The organism is Caulobacter sp. GW821-FHT10E02 (assembly GCF_059415225.1).
In genome coordinates this window covers 14395-29584 of the sequence record NZ_JBWKMV010000005.1, presented here as the reverse complement: position 1 = coordinate 29584, position 15190 = coordinate 14395, and the positions used below count along the sequence as shown (strand labels likewise).

The window sequence follows — 15190 nt, the reverse complement described above, 5'->3', positions numbered from 1 at the left end:
TCAAACGGGCCGATGGCCCAACGGGGAGGAGAGCCTGTGGCTTCAGTATCCAACGCCGGCCCAAGCGCCGGCATGAGCGCCGACGGCGCGAAGGTCAACATGGCCTTCGTCGCCGCGATCGTCGCGGTCGCCACCATCGGCGGCTTCATGTTCGGCTATGACAGCGGCGTCATCAACGGCACGCAGACCGGCCTGAAGGCCGCCTTCAACCTGACCGAGGCCGGCGAAGGCCTCAACGTCGCCGCCATCCTGCTCGGCTGCGCCTTCGGCGCCTTCGCCGCCGGCCGCCTGGCCGACGTGTGGGGCCGCCGCACGGTGATGATCATCTCGGCCCTGCTGTTCGTGATCAGCGCCCTGGGCACCGGCGCCGCCCACACCTCGACCATCTTCGTGATCTTCCGCCTGATCGGCGGCCTGGGCGTCGGCGCCGCCAGCGTGCTCTGCCCGGTCTACATCTCGGAAGTCACGCCCGCCTCGATGCGCGGCCGCCTGTCGTCCGTGCAGCAGATCATGATCATCACCGGCCTGACCGGCGCGTTCCTGGCCAACTACGCCTTGGCCCACACCGCCGGCAGCTCGACCGCCGAGTTCTGGCTGGGCCTGCCGGCCTGGCGCTGGATGTTCTGGATGCAGGTCATCCCGGCCGGCATCTTCTTCTTCGCCCTGCTGGTGATCCCGGAAAGCCCGCGCTTCCTGGTCGCCAAGGGCAAGGACGAGCAGGCCGAAGCCATCCTCTCGCGCCTGTTCGGCGAAGGCCAAGGCGCCAAGAAGGTCGCCGAGATCCGCGCCTCGCTGGCCGTCGACCACCAGCCGAAGTTCTCGGACCTGCTGGACCCCACGACCCGCAAGCTGCGCGCCATCCTGTGGGCCGGCCTGGTGCTGGCCGTGTTCCAGCAACTCGTCGGCATCAACATCGTCTTCTACTACGGCTCGGTGCTGTGGCAGTCGGTGGGCTTTACCGAGGACGACAGCCTGAAGATCAACATCCTGTCGGGCGCGCTGTCGATCCTGGCCTGCCTGGTCGCCATCGCCGTCATCGACAAGATCGGCCGCAAGCCCCTGCTGCTGATCGGCTCGGCCGGCATGGCCGTGACCCTGGGCGTGATGACCTGGTGCTTCTCGACCGCCACCACGGTCAACGGCGCCCTGCATCTGGACGCCAGCGTCGGCCCGATCGCCCTGGTCGCCGCCAACCTCTACGTGATCTTCTTCAACCTCTCCTGGGGTCCGGTCATGTGGGTCATGCTGGGCGAGATGTTCCCCAATCAGATGCGCGGCTCGGCCCTGGCCGTCTGCGGCTTCGCCCAGTGGATCGCCAACTTCGCCATCTCGTTCAGCTTCCCGATCATGAAGAAGGCGAGCCTGCCGGCGACCTACGGCCTCTACGCCGTCTGCGCCCTGGTCTCGTTCTTCCTGGTCCAGAAGCTGATCAATGAAACGCGCGGCAAGGAGCTGGAGGCGATGCAGGGCTAATAGCCCTTCGTCACCTGCTGACCACGGAAGCCCGGGAGGTTCGCCTCCCGGGCTTTTTCGTGCCTCGAACCTGGCCGGTCTCACCTTATGAGACATATTATGACACCGGTGGACATCGCCGCCGTCATGCCGCTAGGGTAGCGGTAACGAGCGCCCCACGGACAAGGAGGCGCAAGGTCCGGGAGGCAGTATCATGGTCGACATCAACCGCCGCGGCGCGCTGGGCTCGCTGCTGACCGGGGCCGGCATCGCCGCCATCCCGGCTTCGAGCGAAGCTGCCGGCCAGATGGGCCTCCTCCCCGCCAAGTCCACGTCTGGCCCGACCTGGGTCAAGGGCGTCGAGGGCCAGCGCAAGGCCGACCTCGGCGACGGCACGTTCCTCAACCCCATCCTCGCCGGCGACCACCCCGATCCGTCGATCCTGAAGGACGGCGAGGACTACTACATGACCCACTCGTCGTTCGACGCGTATCCGGGTTTGCTGATCTGGCACTCCAAGGACCTGGTGAACTGGACCCCGGTCACCACCACGCTGAATACCAATGTGGGCTCGATCTGGGCCCCGGAAATCTGCAAGCACAAGGGCCGCTACTACATCTACCTGCCGGCCAAGTTCCCCAACAACAACACCAGCTACGTGATCTGGGCCGACAAGATCGAAGGCCCGTGGTCCGAGCCGGTCGACCTCAAGCTGCCCCGCTACATCGACCCCGGCCACATCGTCGACGAGCACGGCGACCGCTGGCTGTTCCTGTCGGGCGGCGACCGCATCAAGCTGGCCTCGGACGGCCTCTCCACCGTCGGCGAGCCCGAGCACGTCTACAATCCGTGGCGCTATCCGGACACCTGGGACGTCGAGGGCTTCTCGCCCGAGGGCCCCAAGGTGATGAAGCGCGGCGAGTACTTCTACCTGGTCACCGCCGTGGGCGGCACGGCCGGCCCGCCGACCGGCCACATGGTCATCGTCGCGCGCTCCAAGTCGCTGGCCGGCCCGTGGGAGGACCACCCGCGCAACCCGATCGTGCGCACCGTCGACAACAGCGAGAAATGGTGGTCGCGCGGCCATGCCACCCTGGTCGAGGGTCCCACGCCGGGCGACTGGTGGACCGTCTATCACGGCTACGAAAACGGCTATTACACGCTGGGCCGCCAGACCTTGCTGGCCCCGGTCACCTGGACCGCCGACGGCTGGTTCGACGTCGGCGGCGGCGATCTCTCCAAGCCGATCAGGAAGCCCAAGGGCGGCAAGGCCGGCCCGCACGGCAAGGCGCTGTCGGACGACTTCTCGACCGACAAGTACGGCGTGCAGTGGGCGTTCTTCGATCCCAAGCCCAGCGACCAGGGCCGCATCAGCCGCTCGGGCGGCGTCATGACCCTGAAGGGCGCCGGCGAGGCCCCGTCCAGCGGCGCGCCGCTGATCTTCGTCAATGGCGACCAGGCCTATGAGATCGAGTGCGACATCGAGATCGATCCCGAGACCCGCGCCGGCCTGATCCTGTTCTACGACCGCCAGCTCTATTGCGGCCTGGGTTTCGACGACAAGAACTTCGTCACCCACCAGTACGGCATCGAGCGCGGGCGTCCCGCCAATCCGCATGGCGCGCGGATGCTGATGAAGGTGATCAACACCCGCCACATCGTCAGCTTCCACACCAGCGGCGACGGGGGGAAGACCTGGAAGCGCTTCGACCGGGGCATGGAGGTCTCGGGCTACCACCACAATGTCCGTGGCGGGTTCCTGATGCTGAAGCCGGGCCTCTACGCGGCCGGCAAGGGCTCGGCGCGGTTCCGGAACTTCAAGTACCGGGCGCTGGACTGATGCGCGCCGCCGTCCTCGCCCTGGCGCTGCTGGCGACGCCCGCCGCCGCCCAGGAGCCGATGTTCAAGGCCAGCAAGATCGTGCTGGTCGGCGACTCCACCACCGCCGTGAACAGCGGCTGGGGCGGCAGCTTCTGCGCCCGGCACGTGACCTCGAACGTGGCCTGCGTGAACCTGGGACGCGGCGGGCGCTCGACCCGCACCTATCGCGAGGAGGGCTCCTGGGTCCTGGCCCTGAAGGAGATCGCCAGCGGCGGCTTCGAGAAGACCTACGTCCTGATCCAGCTGGGCCACAACGACCAGCCCGGCCGCCCCGAACGCTCGACGGACCTGGCCACCGAGTTCCCGGTCAACATCCGGCGCTTCGTCGACGAGACCCGCGCGGCCGGCGGGACACCAGTGCTGGTGACGCCGCTGATCCGCCGGCAGTTCAAGGACGGCAAGGTGTTCGACGACCTCGCGCCGTGGGCGGAGGCGGTGCGCAAGGTGGCGGCCGAGACCGGGACGCCGCTGGTCGATCTGCACCAGCTCTCGAAGGATGCCGTCCAAGCGATGGGTCCGGTCGCGGCCATGAAGTTCGGCGAGACGCCCCCGCCGCCGGAAGTCGCCGCCGCCGCCAAGTCCGGTACGACGACCAGCGCGATGTTCTACGAGCCCGCCATCCCCGGCGCCGTGGTCCCGCCGCGTCCGCCCGCCGCGCCACCAGCGCCGCCGAGCGCCATGGCCAGCTTCAAGCCGGTCTTCGACTACACCCACCTGGGGCCGGAAGGCGCGGACTACTTCTCGGCGGTGATCGCCAAAGCCTTGGCCGAGACCGTCCCAGAGCTGGGAAAGCAGTTGCTGCCGTAGGGCTTGACCACCTCAAACCCGCGTCGCAATCGTGCCGGCCTAGTTGGGGGCCAAGCCGCGTTGTCAGACGAGAAGATCACGGCTCTGAAGTGGGCCAGGTCCGGCGAGAACGACTGGGTGGCCACAGCGCCGAGCGGCGCCATGGTCACCTATGCCGGCCCGCGTTTCGCTTTCGTGGAGCCCGCGCCCGACGCGAGCATCAATCAGCGCTTCGCCGTGAATCTTGATCTCAGCTTCTCACACCGGCTGGTGCTGGCGAGGCCGAAAAGGGCCACGGGCGTCCTGTCGCGCGAGACCCCGCTCGATCGTCTGGCCGCGCGGTCGCGCTATTCCGTCGAACCCCAGGCCGGCGACATCGACTTCGACCGGCGGGTTCATGCGGCGCTGGACGACGCCGAGGCCGGTCGCGCCCTGATCGTCCGGCCGGAAACCAGGCGGCTGATCCTTGAGCTTTTCGATCTGGGCGTGAGGCGCATCGCAGCCGACCGCCAAGGCCTGAACATCAAGATCGGCTATGCGCCCTCGCCCGCCATGGACGGCGGCCAGGCGCTCTCGGCGATCACCACGCGATTGGACGCCTTGGCCGACGCGTGGCCACGCGAAGCGGCGAGCGGGTCTGCCCTGCCGTTGCAGGTCGGCGGTCCTGGCATGGCCCTGACCGGGGCGGTCGGCTGGATAGGATCGCGCCTTCCCTGGCCGATCGACGGCCGGCGCCTGGCGCTGGCGTGGGCGGCCGGATGGCTGGCGGCCATCCTGGGCGTCGCCTTTTTCATGACGGAGCACGAGGCCCGCCAGATCGAACGCTTCGTCCGGCCAGATTGGATCGGCATGGCGGCGCTGCTGGCGGCGGTCGTCTTGCCCGCGGCGCTGCTGGCGATGCGCCGCGCCGATGCGCACAAGGTGCTGGGCCTGGTGCTTCTGGTCGCCATCCTGGCCCTGCCATTCAGCGCCAACCTGAGGACGGTCGAGGTCAATCGCCTCGCGGCGCGCGACGAGCGCCCGATCCCGGCCGAGATCGTGGACTTGGCCGAGTCCGATGGGCAAAGCGTCGCCGTGGTGATGATCGCGGATCGCCCGACGCAATGGCGACTGTCGTCCGACCAGGCCGACCTGGCGCGCGAAGGCCGGCTCTGCGCGACCGGCCTGACCGTCGAAGGGCTACGCGGCCTGCGTTATGTCAGGACCCTGCGCGTCTGGGCCTGTCGCCGACTGGACGACGTGACCGGCCTGAAGCCGTCCTAGGCGTCAGTCCCCCGACACGGACGTCTCGGCCACCGCCACCATCTTCGGCTGGATCAGCCGGGCGGCGTTCACGCGCTCGCCGCGATCCAAGATCTCCAGATGCACGTGATCCGTGATGCCCGGATAGTGCCCCTGCAAGCTCTCCACCCGGCCGATCGTGTCGCCTAGCCGCACCGTCTGCCCGACCTCGACTCCCGGCGTCACGTAGAAGGCCCGAGCCGCATAGCCCAGCGCCGGGTTGGTGATTTCGACGAACTTCAGGTCGGTGTCGCCGGCATAGGCGTAGCCGATCTTGGTGACATAGCCGGACATCGGGGCGCGCACGGCCTGGCCGCCCACCGCCGTGTAGTCGACGCCCTCGTGGTCGCGGCTGCCGCCGTCGCGGCGGGCGCCGAAGAAGCCGTCGCCGAAGGCGTCGTGGCCGCGCGGGGCCGCGCCGGTCGGGTTGGCGAAGTCGGGCGCGCCGTCGCCGTCGATGTCGGCGCCCTTCCAGACCAGTTCCATCACGGTCGGCTTGGGCTTGTCGGCCTGGAGGTCGGCCAGCAGCTTGACGATCGCCGGCGTGGTCTTCGGTCGCGAGACCGGTCGCTCCATGGCCGCCACCACCATCGGCGCGAGGACGGTCGCCAGGCCCAGGGCGCAGCGCAGAATGGCGGCGTTGGCGGTCTTCGCGGGTGATGCGTTCATGGGAAGCTTTCTGCCGTGGCGTGCGTGGCCGGCAGATATGGAAGCGTTAACGCGTCATCGCCATGCGACCGGACGACGCGCCAAATCCATGCTTAAGCTCTGAATTCGTTGGCGAATTTCGGACACAATCGTGTGCCCGCAGCCTCACCCCAGCAGGTGCCGCACGGTCGAGCGCAGCACCGCCACCAGGGCCTCGCGGTTGAGGTCGGGGTGGTTGACGCCGCGCATCAGCAGGCCGTCGAAGATCATGCCGACCGCCTCGCAGCGGGCCTGGAACTCTTCTTCGCTCCATTCCGGCTTGCGGTCGCGCTCCATCATGGTGCGGGCGAGCGCCCGCTCCTGCTCGTCGGCGGCGCGGACGATGGCGGCGACCTTGGGATTGCGGGCGGCTTCGGCGACGACTTCCAGCGCCAGGGCCGCGCGGCGCGGGTCGAAGCACTTGTCGATGCCCTCGGGCAGGTGGTCGTCGATGGCGTCCAGCAGGGTGCCCGGCTGGCTTTCCATCTCGGCGAACTTGTCGCGCATCTCGGCCAGGTCCTGGGCCACGATGGCGGCGATGATCGCCTCCTTGTTCTCGAAGTAGCGGTAGATCTGGCCGACGCTGAGGCCCGCAGCCTTGGCGATGTCGGCCATGCTGGCGCCATGGAAGCCCGACTGCCTCACCCGTTCGCACGCCGCGTCCAGAATCTGCTGACGACGCGATTCCGGCGAGGGACGGTTCGAATGCGGCTCGTCAGACATTTAAATTCCTGGTCAGCATTACATTTCCGTTAGGTCAGGCGTCTTCAAGCCGGGCTAAGGTTGACTTGCGACAGTACCGCACCTATGTCCAGCCCGCTTGAGAATGAACGTTCATTCTCAGATTGTTCATCATGCCGGCTTCGTCAAGGGCAATAGTCCGCGAAGCCCCCGCATCCGGGGTCAAATATGCAATTCCAACGCTCGGCCGTGATGACGGCTGTGGGGCTCTCCGCCGTGGCTCTCACCCTCGCCGCCTGCGGGCAAGGCAAGGGCGGCGCCGGCGGCGCGGGCATGGGCGGTCCGGCCGAGGTCGGCTACATCGTCGCCCAGACGCAATCGGTCGGCCTGACCAGCGAGCTCTCGGGCCGCACCTCGGCCTTCCTGGTCTCGGATGTGCGTCCGCAGGTCAGCGGCGTGATCAAGGCCCGCCAGTTCACCGAGGGCTCGTACGTGCGCGCCGGCCAGTCGCTGTACCAGATCGACCCGGCGATCTACCAAGCCACGGTCAACAGCGCCTCGGCCGCCCTGGCTCAAGCCCAGGCGACCGCCACGGCCGCCAAGCTGAAGGCCGACCGCTACAAGGGTCTGGTCGAGACCGGCGCGGTGTCCAAGCAGGACAATGACGACGCCCAGGCCGCCGCCCTGCAGACCGCCGCCGCCGTGCAGGTGCAGAAGGCCGCTCTCGACAACGCCCGCATCAACCTCAACTACACCCGCGTGACCGCCCCGATCTCGGGCCGCATCGGCAAGAGCACCGTGACCCCGGGCGCTCTGGTCACCGCCAACCAGGCCGCCGCCCTGTCGACGGTCCAGGACCTGTCGAGCATCTATGTCGACCTGACCCAGTCCTCGGCCGAGATGCTGAAGCTGCAGCAGCAGTTCGCCAGCGGCAAGCTGGGGCGCTCGGGCTCGGCCCAGGTGACGCTGAAGCTGGAAGACGGCTCGACCTATCCGACCCCGGGCCACCTGGAATTCTCGGATGTGACCGTCGATCCGACCACCGGTTCGGTCGTGCTGCGCGCCATCTTCAAGAACCCCGACGGCGTGCTGCTGCCCGGCATGTACGTCCGCGCCGCCCTGAGCAAGGGCGTGGCCAATGACGGCATGCTGATCCCGCAGGCCGCCGTCAGCCGCGATCCGAAGGGCAACGCCACCGTGATGGTGGTCGACGCCAAGGGCGCGGTCACCCCGCGCGTCGTCACCGCCGCCCAGACGGTCGGCGACAAGTGGCTGATCACCTCGGGCCTGAACGCCGGCGAGCACGTCATCGTCGAAGGCCTGCAGAAGGTGCGCCCCGGCGCGCCGGTCAAGCCCGTCGCCATCACCGCTCAAGCTCAACGCTAAGGCCGGCCCGTCATGCTTTCCCGTTTCTTCATCGACAGGCCCATCTTCGCGTGGGTCGTCGCGATCGTGATCATGCTGGCGGGGGCCCTGGCCATCCGCGGCCTGCCGATCGCCCAGTATCCCGACATCGCCCTGCCCCAGGTCGCCGTCAGCGCCATCTATCCCGGCGCCTCGGCCAAGACCGTCGAGGACAGCGTCACCCAGGTCATCGAGCAGAAGATGAAGGGCCTGGACGGCCTGGACTACATGTCGTCGACCAGCGACAGCTCGGGCGCGGCCACCACGACCCTGACCTTCAAGGCCGGCACCAACATCGACATCGCCCAGGTGCAGGTCCAGAACAAGCTGCAGACGGCCACCGCGCTCCTGCCGCAGGAAGTACAGCAGCAGGGCCTGACCGTCGCCAAGTCGGCGCGGAACTTCCTGCTGATCGTCGGCATGTATTCGGACGATCCGAAGACCACCAACACCGACCTGGCCGACTACATCGCCAGCAACCTGCAAGACCCCCTCAGCCGCGTCGACGGCGTGGGCGACGTCCAGCTGTTCGGCGCGCAATACGCCATGCGCATCTGGCTGAACCCCACCCAGCTGACCAGCTACAACCTGACCCCCGCCGACGTCATCGCCGCGATCAAGGCCCAGAACGCCCAGGTCTCGGCCGGCCAGCTGGGCGGCGTGCCCAACCTGCCGGGCATCGGCCTGAACGCCACGATCACGGCCCAGTCGCGCCTGACCACCCCGGCCGAGTTCCAGAACATCATCGTCCGCAACAGCCCCGGGGGCGCCATCGTCCACCTGCGTGACGTGGCCCGTGTCGAGCTGGGCGCGGAAAGCTACGGCTTCGGCGCCAAGTACAACGGCAAGCCCGCCGCCGGCCTGGCCATCAAGCTGGCCCCCGGCGCCAACGCCCTGAACACCGCCGACGCCGTCAAGAAGCGGGTCGAGGAGCTGTCCAAGACCTTCCCGGCCAACTTCCAGTACGTGATCCCCTACGACTCCACGCCGTTCGTGAAGCTGTCGATCGAGGAAGTGGTCAAGACCCTGCTCGAAGCCATCGTGCTGGTCTTCATCGTCATGTTCCTGTTCCTGCAGAACTGGCGCGCGACCCTGATCCCGACCATCGCCGTGCCGGTCGTCCTGCTGGGCACCTTCGGGGTGCTGGCGCTGTTCGGCTACTCGATCAACACGCTGACCATGTTCGGCCTGGTGCTGGCCATCGGCCTGCTGGTCGACGACGCCATCGTCGTGGTCGAGAACGTCGAGCGCGTGATGGAGGAGGAAGGGCTCAGCCCGGTCGAAGCCACTCGCAAGTCGATGAACGAGATCACCGGCGCCCTGATCGGCATCGCCCTGGTGCTGTCGGCGGTGTTCGTGCCGATGGCCTTCTTCGGCGGCTCGCAAGGCGTGATCTACCGTCAGTTCTCGATCACTATCGTCTCGGCCATGGCCCTGTCGGTGCTGGTCGCCCTGATCCTGACCCCGGCCCTGTGCGCCACCCTGCTCAAGCCCGTCGAGAAGGGTCACAAGGAGCACAAGACCGGCTTCTTCGGCTGGTTCAACCGCAGCTTCGACGACGTCAGCGGCCGCTACCAGGGCACCGTCCGCAACCTGCTCGGCAAGAGCGGGCGCTGGATGGTGGCCTATGGCGTGGTGCTGCTGGCCATGGCCTTCCTGTTCGTCCGCCTGCCCAGCGCCTTCCTGCCCGAGGAAGACCAGGGGACGATGTTCACCATCGTCCAGCTGCCGCCCGGCGCGCCGGAAGAACGCACCCAGGCCGTGCTCGACACTGTCCGTAACCACTTCCTGGTCGACGAGAAGGAGTCCGTCCGGGCCGTCTTCACCGTCGCCGGCTTCAGCTTCGCCGGCGCCGGCCAGAACGCGGGCCTGGCCTTCGTTCGCCTGAAGGACTTCGACGAGCGCAAGGCCGCCAACCTCAAGGCCCCGGCCATCGCCGGCCGGGCCATGGGCAAGTTCATGCAGATCCGCGACGCCATGGTCTTCGCCATCGTGCCGCCGGCCGTGCCGGAACTGGGCACCTCGTCGGGCTTCGACTTCCAGCTGCAGGACATCGGCGGCGTCGGCCACGAGGCCCTGGTCGCCGCGCGCAACCAGGTGCTGGGCATGGCCGCCAAGGATCCGACGCTGGCGGGCGTTCGCCCCAACGGCCAGGACGACACCCCGCAGCTGAAGATCGACATCGACCAGGCCAAGGCCGGGGCGATGGGCCTGACCACCGCCGACATCAACGCCGCGCTCAGCGCCGCGTGGGGCGGCTCGTACGTCAACGACTTCATCGACCGCGGCCGGATCAAGAAGGTCTATGTCCAGGCCGACGCGCCCTACCGCATGCGTCCCGAGGACCTGAACAGCTGGTACGTCCGCACCAACACCGGCACCATGGCCCCGTTCTCGTCCTTCGCGACGACGCACTGGATCTACGGCTCGCCGCGCCTGGAGCGCTACAACGGCCTGTCGTCGCTGAACATCCAGGGCTCGCCGGCCCCGGGCAAGAGCTCGGGCGACGCGATCAAGGCCATGGAGAAGATCGCCGCCACCCTGCCCCCGGGCATCGGTTACGAGTGGACCGGCCTGTCGGCCCAGGAACTGGAGTCTGGCAACCAGGCGCCGGCCCTGTACGGCATCTCGATCCTGGTCGTGTTCCTGCTGCTGGCGGCACTCTATGAGAGCTGGTCGATCCCGCTGTCGGTGATCATGGTCATCCCGCTGGGCATCATCGGCGCCCTGCTGGCCACCACCCTGCGCGGCCTCAGCAACGACATCTACTTCCAGGTCGGCCTGCTGACGACCATGGGCCTGGCGTCCAAGAACGCCATCCTGATCGTCGAGTTCGCCAAGGACCTGTACGAGAAGGGCATGGGCCTGATCGAGGCCACGGTGGAAGCCGTGCGCATCCGTCTGCGACCCATCATCATGACCTCGCTGGCCTTCGTGTTCGGCGTGCTGCCCCTGGCCATCTCCAACGGCGCGGGCTCGGGCAGCCAGCACGCCATCGGCACCGGCGTCATCGGCGGCATGATCTCGGCCACCCTGCTGGCGATCTTCTTCGTCCCGCTGTTCTTCGTGGTCGTCGAGAAGGTCTTCAAACCCAAGCACAAAGGCCATGACGCGGCCGTCGCCGAGCACGGCGGCGAGATCTCGTCGACGGAGGCCCACTGATCATGTTCCGTAACCTGACCCTGATCCTGCTGACCTCCACGGCGGTCAGCGCCTGCACCCTGGCCCCGCGTTATGAGCGTCCGGCCTTGCCGGTCGCTCCGGCCTGGTCCACGCCGACGCCGGAGCCCACGGGCAATGTCACGGCCGCCGACCTCGACTGGCGCCAGGTGCTGGTCGATCCGCGCCTGCAAGGCGTGGTCGACCTGGCCCTCAAGCAGAACCGCGACCTGCGCGTGGCGGTGCTGAACATCGAGAAGGCCCGCGCCCAGTACGGCGTCCAGCGCTCGGCCCTGTTCCCGGGGATCAACGGCACGCTGTCCGAACAGCGCAACCACACCCCGGCCGGCGCCACCCAGTTCGGCCAGATCCCCGGCGCCGCCGGCGGTTCGATCGACACCGAGGTCTACAGCGCCACCATCGGCTTCACCGCCTATGAGCTGGACATCTTCGGCCGCATCCGCAGCCTGAACGCCCAGGCCCTGCAGAGCTTCCTGGCCACGCAGGAAACCAGCCGCTCGGTGCGCACCAGCCTGATCGCCGAGACCGCCAACGCCTGGCTGACCCTGGCCGCCGACCAGGATCGCCTGGCCCTGGCCAAGGACACCCTGCGCACCCGCGAGGACACGCTGCGCCTGACCCAGCAGCAGGTCGACGGCGGCGTCGGCTCGCTGGCCACCCTGCGCAACGCCGAGGTCCAGGCCGAGACGGCCCGCAGCGACATGGCGGTCTACACCGCCCAGGTCGCCCAGGACCTCAACGCGCTGACCCTGCTGGCCGGCGACACGGTGCCGGCCGACCTGCTGCCGTCCAACGGTCTGGCCTCGGCCAAGATCCTGGCCGACCTGCCGGCCGGCCTGCCCTCGGACGTGCTGGCCCGTCGTCCCGACGTGCTGGCCGCCGAGCACCAGCTGCAAGGCGCCAACGCCAATATCGGCGCGGCCCGCGCGGCCTTCTTCCCGCGCATCAGCCTGACCGGTTCGTTCGGGTCGAGCAGCGGGGAGCTGGACGGCCTGTTCAAGAGCGGCACGAAGGCCTGGAGCTTCGCGCCCCAGATCAGCCTGCCGATCTTTGCCGGCGGGGCCAATGTGTCGAACCTGAAGGTCTCCAAGGCCAACCGCGACATCGCCGTGGCGACCTACGAGAAGACGGTGCAGACCGCCTTCCGCGAGGTCTCCGACGCCCTGTCGGTGCGCGACACGGTCGGCGATCGCCTCGCCGCCCAGGAGCGCCTCGTGGTGGCCGCCACCAGCAGCCAGGCCCTGTCGCAGCAGCGTCGCGACGCCGGCCTCGACAGCGCCCTGACTTTGCTCGATTCCCAGCGCACCCTGTATTCGGCCCAGCAAGGCCTGATCACCGCGCGCCTGGCCCGGGCCACCAACCTCGTCACCCTCTACAAGACCCTCGGCGGCGGCGCGCCCGCCGACCGGGGCTAAGCCTCTACCCAGAGCTCCCCGGCGCGAGCCGGGGCGGTTCGCTGGCCATCATCCCCCACCCCCGATGGTCGCGAACGGAAGGGCGTCCTCCTCCCCCCATCCCTGGAGGCGCCCTTCCACCCCTTGCGGACGGACGATCGTTCGCCCACGCTCCGGCGTCATGCCGAGCCTCGAAACTTTCCGAGAGAGCCTGGACGCCGAGACACGGGCGACCGTCGACGCCTTGCGCGCGGCGGTGCTGGCCGCCTGCCCGGACCTGGTGGAACGCCTGAAATGGAACGCCCCGAGCTTCGCGCTGGCTTCCGCCGGCGATGACGACGACCGCATCACGCTGGGCCTCGAACGCAAGGGCGGCGTACGGGTGGTGTTCCACCGAGGGGCCAAGGTGAAGGACACGGCGGGCTTCGCGTTCGAGGACACCGCCAAGCTGGCCAAGTGGCCAGCGGTGGATCGCGGGGTCATGGTGTTCGCGGACGTTCCGGCGGTAGAGGCAAAGTTCAGCGCGTTCAGCGACCTCTGCGCGCGGTGGGTGGCGGCGACGAGCTAGGAACGAAAAATCAGCCCCTGATACGCGTTACGAAAATCCGCAACCGCCTTCTCGTAGCTTCTCAGCTCCACAATCAAATGCTGCCAATTCATCTGTACGCCCTGCGTACGCAAGTAGTAGCTCAATGCATACTGCATTCTATCTTGCGATCCCTGAATGGCGGCGGCTCGAGTATAGAGCACTGCGCTTGGCCACTCACCGACGTTCAGCTCCATAAAGGCATCCAGCGCTTTTCTTAGGGTTTGATCTCGTTCGCTAAAGGCGAGGTCCAAGCCGACCCGATCGTGTTTATCGATACAAAGGCCAAACCGCGAAAAGGAGTAAACGGCCAGCTGAACAGCTTCCGCGACACCATCGGCCATATCTTGCTTTTCACGCGCTCGGCCGTCGCGAACAGCATCGATCTGGCGGCGCGTCATCTCGATGCTCACGAGGATCGCAGCGACTGTCCCCACGGATTGCGCCCAAGCAGCAACGTCACTGGCTTTCATTCCCCAGCCTTGCACAAGACTCGCAGCACAGGCGGTACCGACCAGTACGACTACAAAGATCAGGAATATCTCTCGATTACGCGTCATAAAGCACAGCTTCGCATAGCGTGCAGATACGTCCATCTGCACCACAACGCTTGTCATCCCGGAAGCCTCGGAGAGGCTGTCCGGGACCCAGGGGCCAAGCCCAGTGCGGTGCCTCCTGGGTCCCGGCTCTCCGCTTCGCTGCGGCCGGGATGACAAGCTTTGGGTGCGATCACCCAGACCCCTGGCTTCGGTCGCCCAACCCCGAAACGGGCCACACCCATGCTAGAGGTTGCGTGACTTCGCAAACGATTGCGATAGAGGTCGAAGGGTCGACGCGAAGGCGGCTCTCCCAAGTCCCATCCTCGCGAAGACCGTCCAGTTCGACGCCTCCAGCCGCGTCGTCCGGCCAAGACCGCGCCACTGCCCCACCCGGTTGGCGCGGTCTCTCGGCCCACCGCCTCAGAGCGGCAACTGCACCGTGCTCTTGACCTCTTCCAGCACCGCATATGTCCGCGTCTCGCGTACGCCGGGCATCTTCACGAGGATGTCGCCGAGGAAGCTGCGATAGGCCTCCATGTCGCGCACCCGGGCCTTGATCAGGTAGTCGAAGCCGCCGGCCACCATGTGGCACTCCAGGATCTCGGGCGCGCGGCGGACCGAGGCGGCGAAGTCCTCGAACACCTCGCCGGTCGTGCGGTCCAGCACCACCTCGACGAAGATCAGCAGCGCCCGGTCGACCTTGGCCGGGTCCAGCAGCGCCGCGTAGCCGGTGATGTAGCCGCGCTCGCGCAGGCGCCGGACGCGGTCGAACGTGGCCGCCGGCGACAGGTTGCAGCGCTTGGCCAGTTCGGCGTTGGTGATGCGGCCATCGGCCTGCAGAACCCGCAAAAGCCGGCGATCGGTGTCATCTAGAGCGGAAATGGCCATATTGAACTTTCGCCGAATAAACTTCGAAATTTAGCGGTCACAAACGTAGCACATTCGGAAAGCTTAGCGTTACACCTCCAATCGTTCCAGCCCTGCCCCGCGCCCTCCCCCCTCCTAAAGGCGCCCGGCGAAACGGTCTGACCGTAAGGGCGGAACACACGCGACGCTCGCCCCTCTCCCCCTAACCGGGCGTCGCGCAAGAGAGGAAGGGGCGCGAACTCCCCCAGCACGCGCCCCTTCCTCCCTCCCCATTTCCCGACCCATTCCCCTCCCCAGACTTCCGGCGCATCCTTCGCGCATCCGTTAACCGCGCCGGCATTCCGCGCTGGAGCGGATGATCATTTTCGGCGCTTTTACCGAAGAAGATACAGCGCCGCCGCGCGACAAACGAAGCACCTTTGCCCGAAGCCGAGTTAAACCGACGATATCCA

At 67.5% G+C, this 15190-nt stretch carries 12 protein-coding genes and 1 pseudogene; 8 read left to right on the top strand and 5 right to left on the bottom strand.

The window, feature by feature from the left end:
* The first annotated feature begins 36 nt into the window (after positions 1-36).
* The 4 genes from AC07NI_RS22745 (at position 37) to AC07NI_RS22730 (ending at position 5382) form a co-directional block, all read left to right on the top strand.
* Positions 37-1473: a sugar porter family MFS transporter gene (locus AC07NI_RS22745; protein ID WP_494623393.1), complete on the top strand. Its 1437-nt coding sequence runs from the start codon at positions 37-39 to the stop codon at positions 1471-1473.
* 193 nt (positions 1474-1666) lie between these two features.
* On the top strand, positions 1667-3292 hold the full coding sequence (locus AC07NI_RS22740; protein ID WP_494623391.1) for a family 43 glycosylhydrolase: 1626 nt from the start codon (positions 1667-1669) through the stop codon (positions 3290-3292).
* Positions 3289-4140: a rhamnogalacturonan acetylesterase gene (locus AC07NI_RS22735; RefSeq protein ID WP_494624064.1), complete on the top strand. Its 852-nt coding sequence runs from the start codon at positions 3289-3291 to the stop codon at positions 4138-4140. The genes AC07NI_RS22740 and AC07NI_RS22735 overlap by 4 nt, the downstream gene beginning before the upstream one ends.
* Before the next feature lie 60 nt (positions 4141-4200).
* A complete protein-coding gene (locus AC07NI_RS22730; protein WP_494623389.1) occupies positions 4201-5382 on the top strand; it encodes a hypothetical protein in 1182 nt (393 codons plus the stop codon).
* A 3-nt stretch (positions 5383-5385) separates the two neighbouring features.
* On the opposite strand, the gene AC07NI_RS22725 is transcribed toward AC07NI_RS22730, so the two are convergent.
* Both AC07NI_RS22725 and AC07NI_RS22720 read right to left on the bottom strand, forming a co-directional pair.
* Positions 5386-6069, bottom strand: a complete 684-nt coding sequence (locus tag AC07NI_RS22725; protein WP_494623387.1) for a M23 family metallopeptidase — start codon at positions 6067-6069, stop codon at positions 5386-5388.
* A gap of 144 nt (positions 6070-6213) precedes the next feature.
* On the bottom strand, positions 6214-6810 hold the full coding sequence (locus AC07NI_RS22720) for a TetR/AcrR family transcriptional regulator (protein ID WP_494623385.1): 597 nt from the start codon (positions 6808-6810) through the stop codon (positions 6214-6216).
* A 186-nt stretch (positions 6811-6996) separates the two neighbouring features.
* Between AC07NI_RS22720 and AC07NI_RS22715 the strand changes: the two genes are divergently transcribed.
* The 4 genes from AC07NI_RS22715 (at position 6997) to AC07NI_RS22700 (ending at position 13314) form a co-directional block, all read left to right on the top strand.
* Positions 6997-8154 (top strand): efflux RND transporter periplasmic adaptor subunit, encoded by a 1158-nt coding sequence (locus tag AC07NI_RS22715; protein WP_494623384.1) that lies wholly within the window; start codon positions 6997-6999, stop codon positions 8152-8154.
* Between the two features lie 12 nt (positions 8155-8166).
* Positions 8167-11334, top strand: a complete 3168-nt coding sequence (locus tag AC07NI_RS22710; RefSeq protein ID WP_494623382.1) for an efflux RND transporter permease subunit — start codon at positions 8167-8169, stop codon at positions 11332-11334.
* 2 nt (positions 11335-11336) lie between these two features.
* Complete coding sequence (locus AC07NI_RS22705) at positions 11337-12767, top strand: efflux transporter outer membrane subunit (RefSeq protein ID WP_494623380.1); 1431 nt, start codon at positions 11337-11339, stop codon at positions 12765-12767.
* 160 nt (positions 12768-12927) lie between these two features.
* On the top strand, positions 12928-13314 hold the full coding sequence (locus tag AC07NI_RS22700) for a DUF1801 domain-containing protein (protein WP_494623379.1): 387 nt from the start codon (positions 12928-12930) through the stop codon (positions 13312-13314).
* On the opposite strand, the gene AC07NI_RS22695 is transcribed toward AC07NI_RS22700, so the two are convergent.
* The 3 genes and pseudogenes from AC07NI_RS22695 to AC07NI_RS22685 form a co-directional block, all read right to left on the bottom strand.
* Positions 13311-13934, bottom strand: a complete 624-nt coding sequence (locus AC07NI_RS22695) for a hypothetical protein (protein ID WP_494623377.1) — start codon at positions 13932-13934, stop codon at positions 13311-13313. The genes AC07NI_RS22700 and AC07NI_RS22695 overlap by 4 nt on opposite strands.
* Before the next feature lie 10 nt (positions 13935-13944).
* Positions 13945-14065, bottom strand: a pseudogene (locus AC07NI_RS22690) (hypothetical protein); the annotation flags it as partial.
* A 226-nt stretch (positions 14066-14291) separates the two neighbouring features.
* Positions 14292-14759: an Lrp/AsnC ligand binding domain-containing protein gene (locus tag AC07NI_RS22685; protein WP_494623375.1), complete on the bottom strand. Its 468-nt coding sequence runs from the start codon at positions 14757-14759 to the stop codon at positions 14292-14294.
* Positions 14760-15190 lie beyond the last annotated feature (431 nt).